The organism is Paracoccus laeviglucosivorans (assembly GCF_900182695.1).
Taxonomy (GTDB): Bacteria; Pseudomonadota; Alphaproteobacteria; order Rhodobacterales; family Rhodobacteraceae; genus Paracoccus; species Paracoccus laeviglucosivorans.
In genome coordinates, this window is record NZ_FXTK01000005.1 from 46,259 (window position 1) to 66,905 (window position 20,647).

The 20,647-nt window shown below is 66.4% G+C and carries 22 protein-coding genes and 1 tRNA gene; 19 read left to right on the forward strand and 4 right to left on the reverse strand.

Annotation, left to right across the window (positions count from 1 at the left end):
- Positions 1-546 (reverse strand): DUF1285 domain-containing protein, encoded by a 546-nt coding sequence (locus tag FN835_RS07545; protein ID WP_142662607.1) that lies wholly within the window; start codon positions 544-546, stop codon positions 1-3.
- A 62-nt stretch (positions 547-608) separates the two neighbouring features.
- Between FN835_RS07545 and FN835_RS07550 the strand changes: the two genes are divergently transcribed.
- From FN835_RS07550 to lpxB, 9 genes are all read left to right on the forward strand, one after another.
- Complete coding sequence (locus FN835_RS07550; RefSeq protein WP_142662608.1) at positions 609-1,610, forward strand: AAA family ATPase; 1,002 nt, start codon at positions 609-611, stop codon at positions 1,608-1,610.
- The gene (locus tag FN835_RS07555; RefSeq protein WP_142662609.1) at positions 1,607-2,491 is read left to right on the forward strand and encodes a DUF58 domain-containing protein; all 885 of its coding nucleotides are present in this window, start codon (positions 1,607-1,609) and stop codon (positions 2,489-2,491) included. The genes FN835_RS07550 and FN835_RS07555 overlap by 4 nt, the downstream gene beginning before the upstream one ends.
- Positions 2,491-4,416, forward strand: a complete 1,926-nt coding sequence (locus tag FN835_RS07560) for a BatA domain-containing protein (protein WP_142662610.1) — start codon at positions 2,491-2,493, stop codon at positions 4,414-4,416. The genes FN835_RS07555 and FN835_RS07560 overlap by 1 nt, the downstream gene beginning before the upstream one ends.
- On the forward strand, positions 4,413-5,252 hold the full coding sequence (locus FN835_RS21840; protein ID WP_342778591.1) for a DUF4159 domain-containing protein: 840 nt from the start codon (positions 4,413-4,415) through the stop codon (positions 5,250-5,252). The genes FN835_RS07560 and FN835_RS21840 overlap by 4 nt, the downstream gene beginning before the upstream one ends.
- Positions 5,249-7,348, forward strand: coding sequence for a hypothetical protein (locus FN835_RS07570; RefSeq protein ID WP_142662612.1), 2,100 nt, complete (start codon positions 5,249-5,251; stop codon positions 7,346-7,348). Before FN835_RS21840 ends, FN835_RS07570 begins: the two co-directional genes overlap by 4 nt.
- 59 nt (positions 7,349-7,407) lie before the next feature.
- A complete protein-coding gene (fabZ, locus tag FN835_RS07575) occupies positions 7,408-7,887 on the forward strand; it encodes a 3-hydroxyacyl-ACP dehydratase FabZ (protein WP_246098669.1) in 480 nt (159 codons plus the stop codon).
- Complete coding sequence (gene lpxA, locus FN835_RS07580) at positions 7,880-8,665, forward strand: acyl-ACP--UDP-N-acetylglucosamine O-acyltransferase (protein ID WP_142662614.1); 786 nt, start codon at positions 7,880-7,882, stop codon at positions 8,663-8,665. The genes fabZ and lpxA overlap by 8 nt, the downstream gene beginning before the upstream one ends.
- A complete protein-coding gene (locus FN835_RS07585; RefSeq protein WP_142662615.1) occupies positions 8,662-9,459 on the forward strand; it encodes an LpxI family protein in 798 nt (265 codons plus the stop codon). The genes lpxA and FN835_RS07585 overlap by 4 nt, the downstream gene beginning before the upstream one ends.
- Before the next feature lie 86 nt (positions 9,460-9,545).
- Complete coding sequence (gene lpxB / locus FN835_RS07590) at positions 9,546-10,706, forward strand: lipid-A-disaccharide synthase (RefSeq protein WP_142662616.1); 1,161 nt, start codon at positions 9,546-9,548, stop codon at positions 10,704-10,706.
- Here lpxB and FN835_RS07595 read toward each other — a convergent pair.
- Positions 10,684-11,028 (reverse strand): RidA family protein, encoded by a 345-nt coding sequence (locus FN835_RS07595; protein ID WP_142662617.1) that lies wholly within the window; start codon positions 11,026-11,028, stop codon positions 10,684-10,686. The two genes, lpxB and FN835_RS07595, sit on opposite strands and share 23 nt — an antisense overlap.
- Before the next feature lie 429 nt (positions 11,029-11,457).
- A tRNA-Thr gene (locus tag FN835_RS07600) sits at positions 11,458-11,532 on the reverse strand.
- A gap of 133 nt (positions 11,533-11,665) precedes the next feature.
- Between FN835_RS07600 and FN835_RS07605 the strand changes: the two genes are divergently transcribed.
- From FN835_RS07605 to FN835_RS07640, 8 genes are all read left to right on the forward strand, one after another.
- Entirely contained in the window at positions 11,666-11,851 is a 186-nt protein-coding gene (locus FN835_RS07605) for a hypothetical protein (RefSeq protein ID WP_142662618.1), read from the forward strand.
- Positions 11,852-13,132: a UDP-N-acetylglucosamine 1-carboxyvinyltransferase gene (murA, locus tag FN835_RS07610; RefSeq protein WP_142662619.1), complete on the forward strand. Its 1,281-nt coding sequence runs from the start codon at positions 11,852-11,854 to the stop codon at positions 13,130-13,132.
- A complete protein-coding gene (locus FN835_RS07615) occupies positions 13,125-13,604 on the forward strand; it encodes a DUF2948 family protein (protein ID WP_142662620.1) in 480 nt (159 codons plus the stop codon). The genes murA and FN835_RS07615 overlap by 8 nt, the downstream gene beginning before the upstream one ends.
- Entirely contained in the window at positions 13,601-14,092 is a 492-nt protein-coding gene (locus FN835_RS07620; protein ID WP_142662621.1) for a GNAT family N-acetyltransferase, read from the forward strand. Before FN835_RS07615 ends, FN835_RS07620 begins: the two co-directional genes overlap by 4 nt.
- Before the next feature lie 50 nt (positions 14,093-14,142).
- Entirely contained in the window at positions 14,143-15,462 is a 1,320-nt protein-coding gene (gene hisD, locus FN835_RS07625; protein ID WP_142662622.1) for a histidinol dehydrogenase, read from the forward strand.
- Positions 15,446-15,934, forward strand: a complete 489-nt coding sequence (locus tag FN835_RS07630; protein ID WP_142662623.1) for a UPF0262 family protein — start codon at positions 15,446-15,448, stop codon at positions 15,932-15,934. Before hisD ends, FN835_RS07630 begins: the two co-directional genes overlap by 17 nt.
- 3 nt (positions 15,935-15,937) lie before the next feature.
- Positions 15,938-16,396, forward strand: a complete 459-nt coding sequence (locus FN835_RS07635; RefSeq protein ID WP_142662624.1) for an arsenate-mycothiol transferase ArsC — start codon at positions 15,938-15,940, stop codon at positions 16,394-16,396.
- Between the two features lie 63 nt (positions 16,397-16,459).
- The gene (locus tag FN835_RS07640) at positions 16,460-16,924 is read left to right on the forward strand and encodes a PAS domain-containing protein (RefSeq protein WP_142662625.1); all 465 of its coding nucleotides are present in this window, start codon (positions 16,460-16,462) and stop codon (positions 16,922-16,924) included.
- A 3-nt stretch (positions 16,925-16,927) separates the two neighbouring features.
- Here FN835_RS07640 and edd read toward each other — a convergent pair whose 3' ends face one another.
- Positions 16,928-18,730 carry a phosphogluconate dehydratase gene (edd, locus tag FN835_RS07645; protein ID WP_142662626.1) on the reverse strand — a complete coding sequence of 601 codons (1,803 nt, stop codon included), beginning with the start codon at positions 18,728-18,730 and terminating at the stop codon, positions 16,928-16,930.
- A 115-nt stretch (positions 18,731-18,845) separates the two neighbouring features.
- Here edd and FN835_RS07650 point away from each other — a divergent pair, with 115 nt between their 5' ends.
- Both FN835_RS07650 and FN835_RS07655 read left to right on the forward strand, forming a co-directional pair.
- The gene (locus FN835_RS07650) at positions 18,846-20,039 is read left to right on the forward strand and encodes an RSP_2647 family RNA methyltransferase (RefSeq protein ID WP_142662627.1); all 1,194 of its coding nucleotides are present in this window, start codon (positions 18,846-18,848) and stop codon (positions 20,037-20,039) included.
- Entirely contained in the window at positions 20,036-20,608 is a 573-nt protein-coding gene (locus FN835_RS07655; protein ID WP_142662628.1) for an RSP_2648 family PIN domain-containing protein, read from the forward strand. The genes FN835_RS07650 and FN835_RS07655 overlap by 4 nt, the downstream gene beginning before the upstream one ends.
- Positions 20,609-20,647 lie beyond the last annotated feature (39 nt).

Genomic DNA, 20,647 nt, shown 5'->3' on the forward strand with positions numbered 1-20,647 from the left:
TCAGTGCTCCAGCGGAAAAACGGTCCCGCCCGAATGCAATTCCATACGCCCATCGGTTCCGGGCGTAGCCGCGTCGGCCAGTCGATAGAAGGTCTTGCGGTCGATCAGCGCCCAAAGGCCACGCCGCACATGGATATAAGGGCGCGGCTCGTCTGCTGTGCCGCGCATCTCGATGGTATGGTCGGGGCCAGCCGTCACGCTGTCGCCGACATTGGTGGTAAAGGTGATGTCGCGGCCAATATCGGCATCGACGGCGACAAAGGGGGCGTCCACGACGCGGATGCCGACCTTTTCGACCGGGGTGACCAGAAAATAAGCGTCCCCTTCACGCTTCAGGATCGAGGCGAAAAGCTGCACCATGCGATGCCTGCCGATGGGCGTGCCCTGATAGAACCACGTCCCGTCCGCCCGGATTTCCATGTCCAGATCCCCGCAAAAGGGCGGGTTCCACAAATGCACCGGCGCCGGGCCCTTTTTCGAGGCACGTTCGGCTGCGGCCACCAGTCCGGCCGCATCGCTCACAGCATTGTCAGTCTTTCCAACCATTACCAGTGGAGCCTTGTCCATGGTCATCCTATGCTGTCCTAGATCAGAAAAGAGGCGTTGTCATGGCCGAGGAAAATAAACTTGTGACCGAGATACAATCGTTGACTGCACGGCTGGCCGATGCCCGCGCCAGTGTGGAACAGCGTTTCGTCGGTCAACATGCCGTTGTCGAACAGGTTCTTTCTGCAATCCTTTCGGGTGGTCACGCGCTTTTGGTCGGTCAGCCCGGACTTGGCAAGACCATGCTGGTCGATACGCTTTCGACCGTGCTTGGGCTTGGAAGCGCGCGGGTGCAGTTCACGCCCGACCTGATGCCTGCCGACATTCTGGGGTCCGAGGTGCTGGACGTGCTGGCCGATGGCACACGGGCCTTTCGCTTCATTCCCGGTCCGGTCTTCACGCAATTGCTGATGGCCGATGAAATCAACCGCGCCAGCCCGCGCACCCAATCGGCGCTGCTGCAGGCCATGCAGGAGGCCGAAGTGACGATCGGCGGCGAACATCGCGCGCTGGGGCGTCCCTTTCACGTGCTGGCGACGCAGAACCCGATCGAACAGGAAGGAACCTATCCGCTGCCCGAGGCGCAGCTGGACCGTTTTCTTTTGCAGATCGACGTGGATTATCCCGACCGCGACACGGAACGCGCCATCCTGCTTGCGACCACCGGGGTCGAACAGGGCGCGGCGCATCCGGTCTTTGACGCGGCTGGCCTGATCGCCGCGCAGGCGCTGATCCGCCGGATGCCGGTGGGGGACGCGGTGCTGAACGCCATTCTTGATCTGGTCCGCTCGGCCCGGCCCGGCGCGCCTGAGGCGCCGGGATGGATCGCGGAAACGCTGGTCTGGGGTCCGGGGCCGCGCGCGGCGCAGGCGCTGACGCTGGTGGCGCGGGCGCGGGCGGCGCTGAACGGTCGCTATGCGCCGACGCTGGACGATGTCGAAGCCATGGCCGCGCCCGTCCTGCGCCACCGCATGGCGCTGAGCTTTGCCGCCCGCGCCCGCGGCGACACGGTCGAGGGCGTGATCGCCCGCCTGCTGGGCGACCGGATGCGGGCCGCCGCGTGAAGGGGCAGCCCGACCAGCTTCGCGCGGGCCAGCTCAAGGCAGGGGCCGAGGCGGCGACGGCGGGTCTGCCCGCGCTGATGCTGTCGGCCGAACGTCTGGCCGCCAGCCTGACCGCTGGCGCGCATGGCCAGCGCCGCGCGGGCGCGGGCGAGGATTTCTGGCAATACCGCCCCGCAACCCAAGGCGACACGGCGCGCAGCATCGACTGGCGCCGTTCGGCCCGGTCCGACGGCCAGTTCGTGCGTGACCGCGAAGCGCAGGTCGCACAATCCGCCGCGATCTGGGTTTCTGCGGCGGCGGGCATGGACTTCACCGGCGGTCCCGACCGCCCCGCCAAGCGCGACCGCGCCGATCTGCTGGCGCTGTCCCTGTCGCTCGCTCTTCTGGCGGGCGGTGAGCGGGTGGGCCTGGCGGGGCAACCTGCGCGGATGGGCCGGGTGCAGGCCGACCGCATCGCCTCGGGGTTGGTGACGCGGCAGGCGCTTGGCAGCGACGAAGATGCGCCGCCCGCCGAGGCCCTGCGTCCCGGCCAGCGCATCGTGCTGATCGACGATTATCTGGGCGATCCGGCACCGGTTCTGGCCTATCTGCACCGTGCCGCTGGCATGGGCGTGCAGGGCGCGATGCTGCAACTGCTGGACCCGGATGAGGAAGGCTTTCCCTATGGTGGGGCCGTGCTGTTCCGGTCCGTCAGCGGGGCGCTGTCGCATGACACCCGCGATGCCGGGGGGCTGCGCGCGGCCTATCTGGCGCGATTGGCGGAACGCCGCACGATGCTGTCGCGCGCCTGCATGACCGCAGGCTGGCATTTCGGCACGCATGACACCGCCGCCGCGCCATCGCAGGCGTTGATGTGGCTTTGGTCGGTTCTGGAGGGCTGATGCTGGTCCTTGGTCCCATCGGGTTCCTGACGCCGTGGCTGCTGGCCGCACTGGCCGCCTTGCCGGTGATCTGGCTGATCCTGCGCGCCATGCCGCCTTCGCCCAAGCTGGTGCAGTTTCCCGGCACGCGCCTGCTGCTGGGGCTGCGCGATCCGCAGCCGGTGGCGCAGCATACGCCGTGGTGGCTGCTTTTGCTGCGCGTTCTGGCGATTGCGGCGCTGATCCTTGGCTTTGCCGGGCCGGTCTGGAAACCCGCGCCGGAACAGGCGGGGCAGGGGCCGTTGCTGATCGTGATGGATGGCGGCTGGTCTGCCGCGCCCGACTGGCCGCAGCGTCAGGCGCGGGTGCTGCGCGCGCTGGATGCGGCATCGGGGCAGGGCCAGCCTGCCGCGCTGCTGGTGGCCGACGGTCAGGCGGCGGGGCCGCTGGCCTTTCAGCCCGCAGGCGAATTGGCGGCCGAGCTGCGCGCGACCCATCCCGCCGCCTGGGAAACCCGCTATCCGCAGGACCTTGACGACACCCTGGCCGAGGCGCCGGCATCCCTTTCGACCCTGTGGCTCAGCGATGGTCTGGACCATCCGGGCCGCGCGGCGCTGCTGTCCGCGCTGTCGTCGCGTGGCACAGTGACGGTCGCACCACCCCAAGGCGTGGGGCTGTCGCTGGAACTGGTGCGCGGGGATCAGCCTTCGCTGCGCTTGCGTTCGACATCCGGCGCGATCCCGCCTGCCGTTCTGGCGATGGGGCTGGACCCGCAGGGCGCGCCGCGTGAACTGGCGCGGCTGACCCCGGACGAGCCCGTGACGCAGGGGGGCGTGACCAGCCGTGACATTCCCATCGACCTGCCCTCGGAGCTGCGCAACCGCATCACCCGGTTCGAGATCGAAGGTCAGGCTGCTGCGGGCGCGGTCGTTCTGGCCGATGACGGGCTGCGCCGCCGCAAGGTCGCGCTGATCGGCGATGGCGGCGCGACCGAGGGCCAGCGCCTGCTGTCGCCCACGCATTACCTGCGCCGTGCGCTTGCACCCTCGACCGACCTGATCGAGGGTGGCTTGGGCGATGTGCTGCAAGCCTCGCCCGATGTGATCGTGCTGGCCGACCAGATCGGCGTGTCCGAAAGCGAGGCGCTGCTGCAATGGGTCGATCAGGGCGGGCTGCTGATCCGCTTTGCCGGTCCGCGCATGGCCGCGTCCGAACGTCTGGCCGAAGAACCGCTGCTGCCCGTGCGGCTGCGCGCGGGCGGGCGCGACATCGGCGGCGCGCTTAGCTGGGGCGATCCGCGGGGCATCACCCCGTTTGCGCCCGAGGGGCCGTTTGCGGGCCTGTCGATCCCGCAGGACGCCACTGTGCGGGCGCAGCTTCTGGCCGAACCCTCGCCGGAACTGGCGGGGCGGACGCTGGCGCAGCTGACCGACGGCACGCCGCTTGTCACGCGCGCGCCGCTGGGGCAGGGGCAGTTGGTGCTGTTTCACACCACGGCCAATGCGGAATGGTCGAACCTCGCACTGTCGGGTCTGTTCGTGCAGATGCTGGACCGGCTGGTCGCCACCGCCCGCGCCAGTGGCGAGGCACCCGAGGCCGAGGCGACCGAGGAAACCTTTTGGACACCGGAACTGGTGCTGGACGGCTATGGCCGCGCGACCCAGCCGCAAAACCCCGTGCCCGTCGCCGCCACCGAATTCGCGCGCGGCCCCGCGCCGGGTGCGCCCGCCGGGCTTTACCGCGCGGGCGAACGGGTCGCGGCGCTGAACGCAGGCGGGCAGATGACGCTGGCCGAATGGCCCGGCGCCACGATCGAAAATGCGACGCAGGCGCCGGGCATCGACCTGCGCGGCTGGCTGATCGCGCTGGCGGCGCTGCTGTTCGCGCTGGACGCACTTGGCAGCGCATGGCTGGCACGCGGACGCTCGGGAAGGGCCTTGGCATGATTGGCACAAGGGTGATCGCGATCCTGACCCTGCTGCTTTGGGCCGTGGCCGCGCGTGCGCAAGACCCCGATCCGCGGCTGATACAGGCGGCGGATGACGTGGCGCTGGCCTATGTCGTGACCGGCGATGCCGAGGTGGACCGCGCATCGCAGGCGGGTTTGCGCGGCGTGTCCCAGACCTTGATCGACCGCACCACGGTCGAACCCGGCCAGCCCATCGGGATTGATCTGGATCAGGACGACCTGTCGTTGCTGACATTTCTTTATTGGCCGGTGACGGACAGTCAGCCTTCGCCGGGGCCGCAGGCCTACGTGCGGCTGAACCACTTCCTGCGCTCGGGCGGGGTGATCCTGTTCGATACGCGCGATGGCGATATTGCAGGTCTGGGCGGGCCGGACGGCGCTGCTGCGCTGCAACGGCTGGCTGCGCCTCTGGACGTGCCGCCACTGGCCCCGATCCCGTCCGACCATGTGCTGACCCGCAGCTATTACCTGCTGGACGATTTTCCGGGCCGCTATCAGGGGCGCGAGGTCTGGGCCGAAGCCCCGCCCGCCGGGGCCGAAGCCGCCGAGGGCGTGCCGTTCCGCAGCCTGAATGATGGCGTGTCCCCGGTCATCATCGGCGGCAATTCATGGGCCGAGGCATGGGCCATCGACGAAAACGGCCTGCCGATGTTCAGCGTCGGATCGGGTCTGGATGGCGAAAGGCAGCGCGAGATGGCCTATCGTTTCGGCGTCAATCTGATCATGTATGTGCTGACCGGCAATTATAAGTCGGATCAGGTCCATGTCCCCGCCCTGCTGGAACGCCTGCGGGACGAGGAGGCGATCCGATGACCGGGCTTAGCTTTGATCCCATGCTGCCTTGGCCGCTGATCGCGGTCGCCGCCGTCCTGGCCCTGCTGATCGCGGTCTGGTCGCTGTGGCGCGGTCTGCGCGGCTGGAGCCTGCGCGGGCTGGCCGGTCTGGCCTTGGCACTGGCGCTGGCGGGTCCGGCACTGGAATCGGGTATCCGCAACAAGCTCTCGGATATCGTGATCCTGCTGGACGACCGCAGCGCCAGCCAGTCGCTGCCGGGGCGCGGCGCGCAGACCGATGCCGCCATCGACGGGCTGACGCAGCAACTGACCGCCTTGCCCGATACCGAGGTGCGGCGCGTTACCGTGGGCGACGATCCCGACGGCTCGTTGATCGGGACCGCGCTGACCAAAGCGCTGGCCGCCGAACCGCAGACGCGCGTGGCGGGCGTCATCGCGCTGACCGACGGTCTGGCGCATGACCTGCCGCAACTGCCCAAGACCGCCCCTGCGCCGGTCCATGTCCTGCTGACCGGCCAGCCCACCGACTGGGACCGCCGGCTGGTGGTCGAGGAAGCACCGGCCTATGGCCTGATCGACAAGCCCGTGACCATCCGCGTCCGCATCGAGGATCAGGGCGCCGTGCCGCCGCAGGTGGCGCAGACCCCCGCCCGCCTGCAGATTTCCCTTGACGGAGAGGCGGCGCGCAGTCTGGACCTGCCGCCCGGCGTGCCTTTGGATCTGCCGGTCGTGCCCAAACATGCGGGCCAGAACGTCGTCTCGATCGGGTTCGACACCCCCGACGCGCCGACGCCAGAACTGACGACCCGCAACAATGCAGCCGCGATCCAGATACAGGGCGTGCGCGACCGCCTGCGCGTGTTGCTGGTGTCGGGCGAACCCCATGCGGGCGAACGCACCTGGCGCAACCTGCTGAAATCTGACGCGAATATAGACCTGGTGCATTTCACGATCCTGCGGCCACCGGACAAGATGGATGCGGTCCCCGTCGATGAGATGTCGCTGATCGCGTTCCCGACGCAGGAACTGTTCATGGAGCGGATCCGCGATTTCGACCTGATCATCTTTGACCGTTACAAGGTGCGCGGCATCCTGATGCCGCAATATTACGATAATATCCGCCGCTATGTCGAAGCGGGCGGCGCGGTTCTGGTCTCGGCCGGACCCGAGATGTCGACGGTCGAAAGCCTGAACCTGTCGCCTTTGGGAACCATTCTGCCCGCGCGTCCGACGGGTCGCGTCTATAACCAGCCTTTCCTACCCGAACTGACCGAGGCGGGGCAGCGCCATCCCGTGACCGCCGGCCTGACCGGCGCGCCGGTCGAAGGGCGTGACGATCACTGGGGCCGCTGGTTGCGCATGTCGCAGGTCATCCCCTCGCCGCGCGCGCAGGTGGTGATGACCGGGGCCGACGATCAGCCGCTGCTGCTGCTGGACCGCGTGGGCGAAGGGCGGGTGGCGATGCTGACCTCGGATCAGGTCTGGCTGTGGGGGCGCGGCTTCGAAGGCGGCGGGCCGCAGCTGGAATTGCTGCGCCGCATCGCACATTGGTCGATGCAGGAACCGGACCTTGAGGAAGAGGCGCTGACCGCCGATGTGTCGGGCGAAAGCGTCACCATCACGCGCCGCACCATGGCCGAGGAGACCAAGCCCATCCGCATCACCCGGCCCGACGGATCCGAGGAACAGGTGGAGCTGTCCCAAGCCGAACCGGGACGCTTCACCGCCAATTGGACCGCGCCGGGACCGGGGCTTTACCGCATGACGGATGGCGACATCACCCGCGTCATGGCGCTTGGTCCCGCTGCCCCGCGCGAATTCGAGGAAACGGTGGCCACTGGCACCAAGCTGGCCGCGCTGACGCAGGCGACGCAGGGCGGTGTCGTGAACCTGTCCGATGGTGTCCCCGCGATCCGCACCGTCCGCGAAGGGCGGCAGGCGCATGGGCAGGGGGTTGGCGGCGACTGGATCGGCATCACGCCGCGCGATGCGGCCTCGACCTCGGGGGTGACGCATCGCCCGATATTGCCCGGCTGGGCATGGCTGGCGCTGGTTGCGGGGCTGGCTTTGGCCGGTTGGCTGGCCGAAGGGCGGGGATGGCGGCGGCGTGCGTGAACTTGCCAAGCCCGCCCCTCGTTGCTAGGCAAATGGAAACACTATCCAAAGGACCGCGCATGGCCGCCGACGAGACCAGTTACATCCCGCCGACCGAGGTCGATCTTGCGACGATCAAGCGTATTCTGCCGCATCGCTATCCTTTCCTGTTGGTGGACAAGGTGCGCGACATCGTGCCGATGGAAAGCTGCGTGGGCATCAAGAACGTCACTTCGAACGAACCGCATTTCGAAGGGCACTTTCCGCAGGAGCCCGTCATGCCGGGTGTCCTGATCATCGAAGCGATGGCGCAGTCCGCCGCCGTTCTGGTCGGGGCCAGCCTTGATCTGGCGGGCAAGGGGATGGGCACCTATTTCATGGCCATCGACAAATGCCGCTTTCGCCGCAAGGTCGTGCCGGGCGATGTGCTGGAACTGCACATGAAGACCCTGCGCGGCGGCGGAAAAGTCTGGAAATTCGAAGGCCGCGCCATCGTCAACGGCGAAATTGCCGCCGAAGCCGAGGTGATGGCCATGCTGAATCGTGGTGAAAATGGCTGATCCGATCATCCACCCCTCGGCCGTCGTGGACCCCGCCGCGAAGATCGGCGAGGGCTGCGAGATCGGGCCGTTCTGCGTCATCGGCCCGGATGTGAAGCTGGGCCGGGGCGTCGTGCTTAAATCCCATGTCGTCATTGCGGGCGATACCGAAATCGGGGACGAAACCCAGATCTTCCCGTTTTCCTCGATCGGCGAGGTGCCGCAGGATCGCAAGTTCAAGGGTGAAAAGACCCGGCTGATCATCGGCGCGCGCAACCGCATCCGCGAACATGTGACGATGAACCCCGGAACCGAAGGCGGCGGCGGCATCACCCGGATCGGCGATGACGGTCTGTTCCTTGCGGGCAGCCATGTCGCGCATGATTGTCAGGTGGGCAACCGCGTCACCGTCGTGAACCATGCCGCATTGGCCGGACATTGCGTGGTCGAAGATGACGTGACCATCGGCGGTCTGGTCGGCGTGCATCAGTTCGTCCGCATCGGACGCGGTGCCATGATCGGCGCGCTGACCATGGTGACGGCTGACGTGATTCCCTTTGGCATGGTGCATGGCCCTCGGGGGCAGCTGGACGGGCTGAACGTGGTGGGCCTGCGCCGCCGCGGCGCGTCGCGCGACGAAATCCACGCGCTGCGCGACATGCTTCACAAGCTGGGCGAAGGCAGCTTCCGCGAAACCGCCCGCGAAATGGCCGGTGCCGAACATCCCGACATGGTGCGCGAGGTTCTGGACTTCATCCTTGGTCCCTCGGACCGCAGCTTTCTGGCACCCCATTCATGAGCCGTATCGCATTGATCGCGGGCGAGGGGCTTTTGGCCCCCGCCATCGCTGCAGCACTGGACGAACCGCTTGTCTATGCGCTGCACAATCTGAACCCGCAGGTTCCCGCGCAGCCCTTTCGGCTGGAACGCCTTGTGCCGTTTCTGGATGAACTGACCGATCAGGGCGTGACGCAGGTCGTCTTTGCCGGGGCGATCCGCCGTCCGCGGATCGAGCCCGACCTTTTCGACCAGCGCACCATGGCCATCGTGCCGCGCATCCTGATGGGGATGCAGTCGGGCGACGATGCCGCCCTGCGCGCCGTTCTGGACGTGTTCGAGGAGGCGGGCCTGTCGGTCCTGTCCGTCGATCAGGTGCTGCCCGATCTGGTCCCCGGCGAAGGCGTCCTGGCCGGAGAACCCTCGGCCCGCGACAAGAAGGATGCCGAGCGCGCAGCCCAGATCGTGCAGGGCATGGGTCCGCTGGACGTGGGGCAGGGCGCGGTCGTGGCTCAAGGGCTTTGCCTTGCGATCGAGGCACTGCCCGGCACGCAGGCCATGCTGGAATTCGCGGCGCTGCATTCCGGGCTGAAGCCCGATCCCAACGGTCCCAAGGGCGTGCTTTACAAAGCGCCGAAGCCCGGTCAGGACCGCCGTATCGACCTGCCCACCATCGGCCCCGACACCGTGCGTCAGGCCGCCGCCGCAGGTCTGGGCGGGATTGCATGGGAAGCGGGCAGCGTCATCTTGCTGGAACGTGAGGCGGCTATTGATGCCGCGAATGCCGCAGGGCTGTTCCTGTGGGCAAGGCCGTAATTGGGCAACTGGAAAACAAGGAAGCGTTTGCGTCTGCCTTGTTTTCCAAATACCCAAAAGCTCGACGCTGAAGCCGGAGCAGGTCCATGAAGTATTTCCTGATCGCGGGCGAGCCTTCGGGCGACAATCTGGGTGGACCGTTGATGGCAGGGCTGAAAAGCCTTGATCCGCAGGCGATTTTTCAGGGCGTCGGTGGGCAGGCCATGGCGGCGCAGGGTCTGGAAAGCCTGTTTCCGATGGAGGAGCTGTCGGTCATGGGCATCGTCGAGGTGCTGCCCAAATACCGCCAGCTCAAGGCGCGCATCCGGCAGACCGCGCAGGCCGTGGCCGAGGCGCGACCGGACGTTCTGATCACCATCGACAGCCCGGACTTCTGCCTGCGCGTCGCACGTCAGGCGCGGGCGATCCTGCCCGATCTGAAAACGGTGCATTATGTCGCCCCCTCGGTCTGGGCGTGGCGTCCGGGGCGGGCGGCAAAGATGGCCAAGGTCATCGACCATGTTCTGGCACTGCTGCCGTTTGAGCCGGAATATATGCGCGCCGCCGGCATGACCTGCGATTTCGTGGGCCATCCCATCGCCGCCGAACCCGTCGCCAGCAAGGATGACGGTGCGGCTTTCCGCGCCACGCAGGGAATTGCGCCAGACGCGCCGCTGATCCTGTGCCTGCCCGGCTCCCGGCGCGGCGAGGTTGCGCGCCTTGGCCCCCGCTTCGACGAGGCTCTGATGCGGCTGCGCGACCGCGTGCCGGAAATCCGCGTCGTGATATCGACGGTGCGCGGCGTCGCGCCCTTGGTGCGTGACATGGCGAAACGCTGGCCCACCGCCCCCGTCGTCGTCGAGACGGCCGAGGAGCGGCGCGCGGCTTTCGCGGCGGCCGATCTGGCGCTGGCGGCATCGGGCACGGTCAGTCTGGATCTGGCGGCGAATGACGTGCCGATGGTCATCGGTTATGACGTGGCGCCGCTAAGCCGCATGATCATTGGAATGCTGCTGAAAACAGATACCGTCACGCTGGTCAATCTGGTCAGCGAAACGCGGGTCGTGCCTGAATATATCGGGCGGAAATGCCAGCCGGGTCCGATGTCGCAGGCGCTGCTGCACCTGATCGAAGACCCCGAGGCGCGTCGGGTCCAGCACGCGGCGATGGCCCTGACGATGGACCGACTGGGGCGCGGCGGCGAGGCTCCGGGCCTGCGCGCCGCGCGGTCGGTCATGGGCGTGCTTACAGCGCAGCAACCACGATGACCTCGACCTTATAGTCGGGGGTCGCCAGTTTCGATTCGCCGGTGGCGCGGGCTGGGGTATGGCCCTGCGGGACCCATTGATCCCAGACGGCGTTCATCTCGGCGAAGTCGGCCATATCGGCCAGCCAGATCTGGGTCGAGAGGATGCGCGTCTTGTCCGAACCACATGCCGCCAGCAGGCGATCGACCTCGGCCAGCGCGCCTTGGGTCTGTTCGGTGACGGAGGCGCCCAGTGCGACCTGGCCCGCCAGATAGATGGTGCCGTTATGGACCACAGCACCGCTCATGCGGGCGCCGGTGTCGATGCGTTTGATGTCGGACATTCGGGTATCCTTTTCGGTTTGGGCCCGCGATTGCCGGCCATAGGAACGCATCCCTCATGCCAAAGGGGCGGGGCGCGTTCAATGGGTTGTTATGGGCGCGTGCAGGCGGTGCGAACCGCTTCGGCAAAAGGAAACGCCCGGCAGTGGGGGTCTGCCGGGCGCAATGATACTGATGGGGGACATCGACTTCAGAAAATACCTGTCACATACAACAGAATGATGACGACAACCGGCACCCCTAACAGCCAAGCGACGATGCCTTTCATCCGACTTCTCCCTTAATCTGTGGCGTTCTGTGGGTAAAACGCGGGCGATTCCGGCAGGTTCCATGAGACAAGCAGAAGCCGGGTTGGGGGCGTCGAAAAAATTGCGTGATGCATAGGCGAAAAATCGCCTGAAACACGCATCGTTTTTTCAATCAGAGGACGATGGTGCTGTGAGAGAGGATTGAACTCTCGACCTCACCCTTACCAAGGGTGTGCTCTACCACTGAGCTACCACAGCATCGTGGAGGGGGCTTTAGACCGTGCGCGCAGAGGGCGCAAGGGGGGAGTTCGGAAAAAAACCAACTTTGCCGCCGCGCCCCGATGTTAGCGCCCGCTGGACGCACGGCGCCGCAAAGGGTAACAGGTCGAATATGACCAAGGGACCGCGCAAACCGGATGCAGCCAGTGACCGCGAGGCGCGCCTCAAGGCGGCGCTGCGCGCCAATCTTGCCAAACGCAAGGCGCAAGGCCGCGCCCGGACCGCACAAGAGTCCGAGGATGATGAGCAGCATGGGCCGCAGACGCCGGAAGGGCGCATGGCCGGGAACGAGGAATAGATGGACCAGATCATCGTAAGGGGGAACGGGCCGCTGCATGGCGAGATCCCGATCGCCGGGGCCAAGAACGCCTGCCTGACGCTCATGCCGGCAACGCTTCTGACGGATCAGCCGCTGACGCTGACCAACGCGCCGCGGCTTTCCGACATCCGCACCATGACCGCGCTGCTGCAATCCCTGGGTGCCGAAGTGGCCAGCCTGCAGGAAGGCAGGGTTCTGGCGCTGTCCAGCCACGGTCTGGACAACCATACCGCCGATTACGACATCGTGCGCAAGATGCGGGCCTCGATCCTTGTCCTGGGGCCGATGCTGGCGCGGGATGGTCATGCGGTCGTGTCGCTGCCCGGCGGCTGCGCCATCGGTGCGCGTCCGGTGGACCTGCACCTGAAAGCCTTCGAGGCGATGGGCGCGGAACTGGATCTGCGTGACGGTTACGTTCATGCCAAGGCCCCCGCAGGCGGGCTGCGCGGGGCGGTCATCGATTTCCCGATCGTCTCGGTCGGGGCCACGGAAAACGCGCTGCTGGCGGCGACGCTGGCACGCGGCACGACGGTCCTGAAAAACGCCGCGCGTGAGCCCGAAATCGTCGACCTTGCGGAATGCCTGCGCCGCATGGGCGCGCAGATCGAGGGCGAGGGCACATCGACCATCACCATTCAGGGCGTGCAGGCGCTTGGTGGTGCGACGCATCCCGTCGTCACCGACCGGATCGAGCTTGGCACTTACATGCTGGCCCCCGCGATCTGCGGCGGCGAGGTGGAACTGCTGGGCGGCCGCATCAACCTGTTGTCGGCATTCTGCGAAAAACTGGACGCGGCAGGGGTTTCGGTGACCGAAACCGAACGTGGTCTGAAAGTGGCGCGCAAGAATGGCCGCATCCGTGCCGTCGATGTCGTGACCGAGCCTTTCCCCGGTTTCCCAACCGATCTGCAGGCGCAGATGATGGCGCTGCTTTGCACTGCCGAAGGCACCTCGGTGCTTGAGGAAAGGATCTTCGAAAACCGCTTTATGCACGCCCCGGAACTGACCCGCATGGGCGCCCGGATCGAGGTGCACGGCGGTCATGCCACGGTTCACGGTGTGGCCAAGCTGCGCGGTGCGCCGGTGATGGCAACGGATCTGCGTGCCAGTGTCAGCCTGATCCTTGCGGGTCTGGCCGCCGAAGGGGAAACCATCGTCAGCCGCGTCTATCACCTTGATCGCGGCTATGAGAAAGTCGTGCGCAAGCTGCGCGGCGTGGGCGCTGATATCGAACGCATCAAGGAGCCAGTCGATGCATGACGCAAGCTTCAACGACGCCGACCCCGCGCCGCTGGCCTTGATGGCGGGCGATGCCGAAGACCTGACCGTGCTGTCGGCACTGGTGCAGGATTCGGTGCTGCCGGTGACCGAGATTTCCTATGACATGCGCCGTCATCAGTTGGCGCTGCTGCTGAATCGCTTTCGCTGGGAAGATGCCGACATGGCCCGGCGCGAGGAGCGCCCCTATGAGCGTGTCCGCTCGGTCCTGTTGATTTCGGATGTGCAGCGCGTGCTCAGCGACGGGATCGACCGGGGTGACAACGACCTGATCCTTGAACTGCTGGCCATGAAATGGGAACCGGGTCAGGATGGCACGGGTCGGCTGCTGCTGGAATTTGCGGGCGACGGCACGCTGGCCGTGACGGCGGAATGCCTGAACGTCGAATTGCGTGACGTGACGCGGCCCTATATCGCGCCCTCGCGCCGCGCACCGCAGCACCCCGAGGCATGATCGTCTGGCGCGTCGGACCAGAGCAGGCCGCGACATGGCGCGACCTGCGGCTTGAGGCGCTGCGACTGGCCCCCGAGGTGTTCGACAGCACCCATGCCGACTGGTCGGCGCGTCCACTTGCGGATTTCGAAGCCCGGCTGATCGTCGCCCCGACATTCGTGGCGGGCGATACGCCCGACCATATGCTGGCGACCGCATCGTGGATGGCGGATCTGGACCCGCACGATGCCCGGCGGGCGTGGCTTATATCCGTGTATTGCCGCCCCGCCGGTCGGGGCAGGGGACACGCACAGGCTGCGATCGCCGCCGTGATGACGGATGCGCAGGCGAAAGGCATGCGCTCGATCGGGCTGAACGTGGTGCGCGGCAATGCCCATGCGTTCGCGCTGTATGCACGCCTTGGCTTTCGCGACACCGGCAGGACCGGCGTGACCAATGCCCATGGCACGCCCGAGATTGAGATGATGCGCGATCTTGACGGCGCTTGAGCAGGTTTCACGCAGCCGCTATCAACAGCGGGACAATCGAAAGCGTGACCATGCCCATCTTCCTGAATACCGCCCAGCCCGATTTCGACCAGCGTTTCACCGAGATGCTGCATATGAAGCGCGAAGATGCGGCGGATGTGAATGATGCCGTGGCCACGATCATCGCCGATGTGCGCAAGCGCGGCGATGCGGCTGTGGTCGATCTGACCGCGCGTTTCGACCGGCTGGACGTGTCGCAAGGTCTGGCCTTCACGCGCGAGGAGATTGCCGCGGAAACCGCCAAGGTCTCGGCCGAGGATCGCGCCGCACTGACGCAGGCCGCGAACCGCATCCGGGCCTATCACGCCCGTCAGGTTCCCGAAGACATGCGCTGGACCGACCCCGAGGGCGCGACGCTGGGCTGGCGCTGGACGCCGGTTTCGGCAGCGGGGCTTTACGTGCCGGGCGGGCAGGCCAGCTACCCTTCCTCGGTCCTGATGAACGCCATCCCGGCGCGGGTGGCCGGGGTCGAACGTCTGGTGATCTGCGTGCCGACGCCTGACGGCGTGGTCAATCCGCTGGTGCTGCTGGCCGCCGAACTTGCGGGCGTCGATGAGGTTTATCGCATCGGCGGGGCGCAGGCGGTCGCGGCCATGGCCTACGGCACCGAAACCATCCGCCCGGTGGACAAGATCACCGGGCCGGGCAATGCCTATGTCGCGGCGGCCAAGCGTCACGTCTTTGGCCGCGTCGGCATCGACATGATCGCCGGCCCATCCGAGGTGCTGGTGATTGCGCAAGGCGTGCAGAACCCCGAATGGCTGGCGCTGGACCTGCTGGCGCAGGCCGAGCACGACGCCGATGCGCAATCTATCCTGATTTCCCCCGATCAGGCGCTGGCCGAAGCGGTCGTGGCCGAGGTGGAACGCCTGCTGCCCACGCTGCCGCGCGCCGCTGTCGCGGGCGCAAGCTGGCGCGATTACGGCTGCGTCATCGTCACCCGCGATCTGGACGAGGCGGCGGCGCTGTCTGACCGTATCGCACCCGAGCACCTTGAACTTTGCGTGGACGACCCCGAGGCTTTGTCGCTGAAAACCCGCCATGCAGGCGCGATCTTCATGGGCGGCTGGACGCCCGAGGCGGTGGGCGATTACGTCAGCGGTCCGAACCACGTCCTGCCGACGGCGCGTTCGGCACGGTTTTCGTCGGGTCTGTCGGTGCTGGATTTCCTGAAACGCACCACCATCGCCAAGCTGTCGCCCGACGCGCTGGGGGCCATCGGTCCCGCCGCCGTGCGCCTTGCCGCATCAGAGGGGCTTTCCGCGCACGGACTTTCGGTGTCTGCTCGGCTCGAGTCCCTGAACGGAGGGCGCAATGACGGAACAGACTGACCGGCTGTGCCGGATCGACATCGACGACAGCGCGCTGCCGCCCCCCTCGCCCGAGATGGAGCAGGACCGGCGCGTCGCGGTTTTCGACCTGCTGGAGGATAACAGCTTCAGCCTGCCCGGTCGCGAAGGGCAGGAGGCCCCGCCCGGTCCTTATGCGCTGGTGCTGGCGCTGCGCGAACGGCGGCTGGTTTTCGACATTTCCACCGAAAACGCGGAAAAAGTTGCCGAATTTCATCTGTCGATGGGTCCGTTCCGCCAGACGGTCAAAGACTATTTCCAGATATGCGCCAGCTATTTCGACGCGGTGAAGCGCCTGCCGCCCGCCCAGATCGAGGCGATCGACATGGCCCGGCGCGGCATCCACAACGAAGGTGCGCGCACCTTGCAGGAACGGCTGGAGGGCAAGGCCGTGGTCGATATCGACACCTCGCGCCGCCTGTTCACGCTGATCTGCGCCCTGATCCCGGAGTGATACTTGGCCGGATCGATCCCCCCCTCGGTTCTGTTCTGCTGCGATCACAATGCGATTCGCTCGCCCATGGCCGAGGGGATGATGAAAAAGCTGTATGGTCGCAGCGCCTATGTGCAGTCGGCGGGCGTCAAGAACGACATGGAGATCGACGGTTTCGCCATCGCCGTCTGTCAGGAAATCGGGGTCGAGCTGTCCAAGCACCGCTCGCGTTCTTTCGATGAGATGAAGGAATGGGGCGACGATCTGGGCAGTTTCGACCTGATCGTGGCGCTGTCGCCCGCCAGCCAGCGGCAGGCGCTGGAACTGACGCGGGTCGCCCATCTTGAGGTCGAATACTGGCCGATCATGGACCCCACAGGACTGGCCGAAGGACGCGAGGCGAAGCTGGCATTGTATCGCCAGATTCGCGACCAGATCCGCGACCGGATGCTGGACCGGTTCGGCGAACCTGTTCAGGCATGATCCGCTAACGGTTTCTTAGGGGATTGGCTTTAGCCTTGGGTGAACCCGGATTGGAGTTTGCTGATGTTCGACCAACTGTTGATGACCAAGGGGCTGGACCGTGCCATGCGCGCGCTGCACACGCATCGCGCCGTTCTGGCGCTGGATGCCACGGGCCGGATTCTGGCGATCAATCAGTGTTATTTGCGGCTGACGGGCTATGTGCGCGACGAATTGCTGGACCAGCCGGTCTGGGTGCTGTTCGGACTTGGCGAACGCTGCGCGGGGCGGATGAACGACTTGCTGGCCATCCCCGCGCAGCAGGGCGCGCATCTGCCCGAACTGGCCCATATCTCGAAGTCCGGGCGGCATTTTCGGGTCGATGCCCGTATCTTCGGGATCAATGACGAACGCGGGGGCAGGGCGCTGACCCTGCTGTTCGCCCGACCCGAGGAGGCGGGCAGGCTGATCGACCTGCGCCACGCCTTTGGCGGCTGCGCGATGCCGGATGAATTGGTCAAGGCACCGCAACGATGCCTTGACCATTAGCCGTCAAACGACCACCGCCGCGCCTTCGGTCGCGGGACCGACATGCGCGCGGAAGGCGCGGAACAATTCGCGACCCATCCCCTCGGCCGAGGTTTCTGGGTCGAAACTGGCGGGGCTGCGGCTGTCGAAGCCTTCGGCCAGACATTCCAGCGTCCCGGCCACGGCATCCAGCCGGATCATGTCACCATCCTGCACCCGTGCCAGCGGCCCACCATCCGCCGCCTCGGGCGAGATGTGGATGGCCGCAGGAACCTTGCCCGACGCGCCCGACATGCGCCCATCGGTGACCAGCGCCACGCGCAGCCCGCGATCCTGCAACACGGCAAGGGTCGGGGTCAGCGAATGCAGTTCCGGCATCCCGTTGGCACGCGGCCCCTGAAAGCGCACGACGACGATGGTGTCGCTGGTGAATTCGCCGCGTTTGAAGGCGGCCTTCACCTCCTCCTGATCGGCAAAGACGCGGGCGGGGGCTTCGATCACATGGCGTTCGGGGGCGACGGCGGACACCTTGATGACGCCGCGACCAAGGTTTCCGGCCAGTTGCTTCAACCCGCCGGTCGGGGCAAAGGGATCGGTCGCGGGACGCAGGATCTTGTCGTTCAGGGTTTCCCGCGCGCCTGCCACCCAATGCACCGCACCGTCGCGCAGTTGCGGTTCCTGGGCATAGCTGTCCAGTCCTGCCCCGGTAATCGTGCGCACATCCTGATGCAGCAGACCCGCATCCAGAAGCTGCGCGATCATATAGCCCAAGCCGCCAGCCGCGTGGAAATGGTTCACGTCGGCCAGCCCGTTGGGATAGACGCGGGCCATCAGCGGCACGGTTTCCGACAAGTCGTGGAAGTCCTCAAGGTCCAGCAGCACGCCTGCCGCACGTGCCATTGCGGGCAGGTGCAGGATCAGGTTCGTTGAGCCGCCTGTGGACATCAGCCCGACGATGCCGTTGACAAAGGCGCGTTCGTCCAGAACCTCGCCCGCGGGCAGATAGTCGTTGCCCAGCCGCGTGATGCTGGCGGCGCGGTGGACGGCGGCGACGGTCAGCGCCTCGCGCAGCGGTGTGTTCGGGTTCACAAAGCTGGAGCCGGGCAGGTGCAGGCCCATGAACTCCATCAGCATCTGGTTGGTGTTCGCGGTGCCATAGAACGTGCAGGTTCCCGGCGCGTGATAGCTGGCCATCTCGGCAGCCATCAGGGCGTCGCGCCCGATCTCTCCGGTCGCGAATTGCTGGCGGACCTTGGATTTTTCGTCATTGGGCAGCCCCGAAGGCATCGGCCCGGCAGGCACAAAGACCGCAGGGATATGGCCGAACGTGCCCGCCGCGATGATCAGCCCCGGCACGATCTTGTCGCAGACGCCCAGATACATCGCCGCGTCAAAGACGTCATGTGACAGCGCCACGCCCGAAGCCAGCGCGATCACGTCGCGCGAGAACAGCGAAAGCTCCATCCCGGCGCGGCCTTGGGTCACGCCGTCGCACATGGCGGGCACACCGCCTGCGACCTGCGCGGTAGCCCCCGCCGCATGGGCCGCGCTGCGGATCAGGTCGGGATACCGTTCATATGGCTGGTGCGCCGACAGCATGTCGTTGAAGGCGGTGACGATGCCGATATTGGGCTTGCGCGTCGTTGCCATGTCCTGCTTGTCGGGCATGGCGGCATAGGCATGGGCCTGGTTTCCGCAGGACAGATGGGCGCGGCGCGGCCCTTCCTCGGCGGCGCGGGCAATCTTGGCAAGATAGGCGGCGCGGCTTTTCAGCGAGCGTTCACGGATCCGGTCCGTAACGCGGTCGATGGTGGCGTGCATGGTCATGGCTGGCAACCCTCCTGTCAAAGATATAGACCGTTAGCGATAACGGGACAACTGCCCCGCTCTTGCCCCGCGCGGTCACAAATGGCAATCCTGCTTGGGTCTATATGAGGCCACCATGACAGAACTGCCAATCATCCGCCTGCGTCCGAAATCCAAACCCCAGGCGATCCGTCATGGTTTCCCATGGGTCTTCGCGGATGAACTCGTGACCGACCGCCGCACCCGTGCGATTGCTGCGGGCAGCTTTGCCGTGCTGGAGGATGCCGAGCGCAGCCCCTTGGGCATCGTCACCTTCAACGCCGATTCGCGCATTATCGCACGGATGATGGACCCCGACCCGCAGGCGCAGATCGATCGTGCCTGGATCGCGGCGCGTCTGTCGCGCGCGCTGGCGATGCGGGAGCGTCTGTTCGACAAGCCGTTCTATCGCCTGATCCATGCCGAGGCGGACGGGTTGCCCGGTGTGATCATCGACCGCTTCGGCGATGCTGCCGTCATCCAGCCCAATGCCGCATGGGCCGAACGCATGGTGGGCGACATCGCCGATGCGCTGCGCGAGGTTGCGGGCGTTTCGACCGTGATCCTGAACGGGCAGGGCCGCGCACGCGGGCTTGAGGGTCTGCCCGAGCGGATGGAAACCCTGTCGGGCGGCATCGACGCCCCGGTGCAGGTGCAGATGAACGGCGCGATCTATCTGGCCGATCTGCTGGGTGGGCAAAAGACCGGCCTGTTCTACGACCAGCGTCCGAACCACGCCTTCGCGCAGCGCCTGTCCCAAGGCGCGCGGGTGCTGGACGTGTTTTCGCATGTCGGCGGCTTCGGCCTTGCCGCGCTGGCCGCAGGGGCCACGCAGGCAACCTGCGTCGATGGATCGGCCCCCGCATTGGAGCTGGCGCGCGGCGGTGCGCAGGCTATGGGCGCGGCCGACCGGTTGGTCACGCGCCAGGGCGACGCCTTCGCCCAGCTTGAGGCTTTGGCCGAGGAAGGCGCGCAATTCGACGTGGTGATCTGCGATCCGCCCGCTTTCGCTCCGTCGAAACCCGCGCTTGAGGCCGGGCTGCGCGCATATGAGCGTGTGGCGAAACTGGCCGCGCCGCTGGTCGCGCCGGGCGGCTATCTTGGCCTGTGTTCGTGCAGCCATGCCGCCGACCTGACCGCGTTCCGCAATGCCAGCGCGCGCGGCATCGGGCGCGGCGGGCGGCGGATGCAGCTGATCCATACCGGGCAGGCCGGGCCCGACCACCCTGTGCTGCCGCAACTGGCCGAATCGGGTTACCTGAAATCGCTGTTCTTCCGGCTTGACGGATGAAGGCGGTTCTGGACGCCTGCGTCCTTTATCCGACGGTCCTGCGCGAAATCCTTGCGGATTGCGCAGCCGCCGGACTTTACCAGCCGATCTGGTCGCAGCGCATCCTGAACGAATGGCGGCACGCCGCCGAACGGCAGGGCATTCCCGCCGGGGTCGAGATCGCCCTGCTGACCGACCGTTTTCCACAGGCGATGGTCACGCCGCAGCAGGTCTTTGCGCTGGATCTGCCCGATCCAGCCGATCTGCATGTGGTCGAAGCTGCGCTTGCGGCAGACGCTCTGGTCATCGTCACCGCGAATCTGCGCGACTTTCCGGCCCGTGCGTTGGCGCAGGTCGGGCTGCGCGCCATTCATCCTGACGAATTCCTGCGCGATTTCCATGCTTTGGCCCCCGAGACAGTGCTTGCGGCCATTGTCGCGACGGAAAAACGTGCCTTGAATGCGGGCGGTGCAATCACGCGCAAGGAATTGATGCGCCGCGCCCGCCTGCCGCGTCTTGCCAAGGCGATCGAACGGTTCGACAAAGCCGGGGTTGAACCCGACGGCCGTTCGGGCAAGGGTCGTTCCTAAGGAAGGTCTTGGTTGATGTTATCGCTAACAATGGGTAAT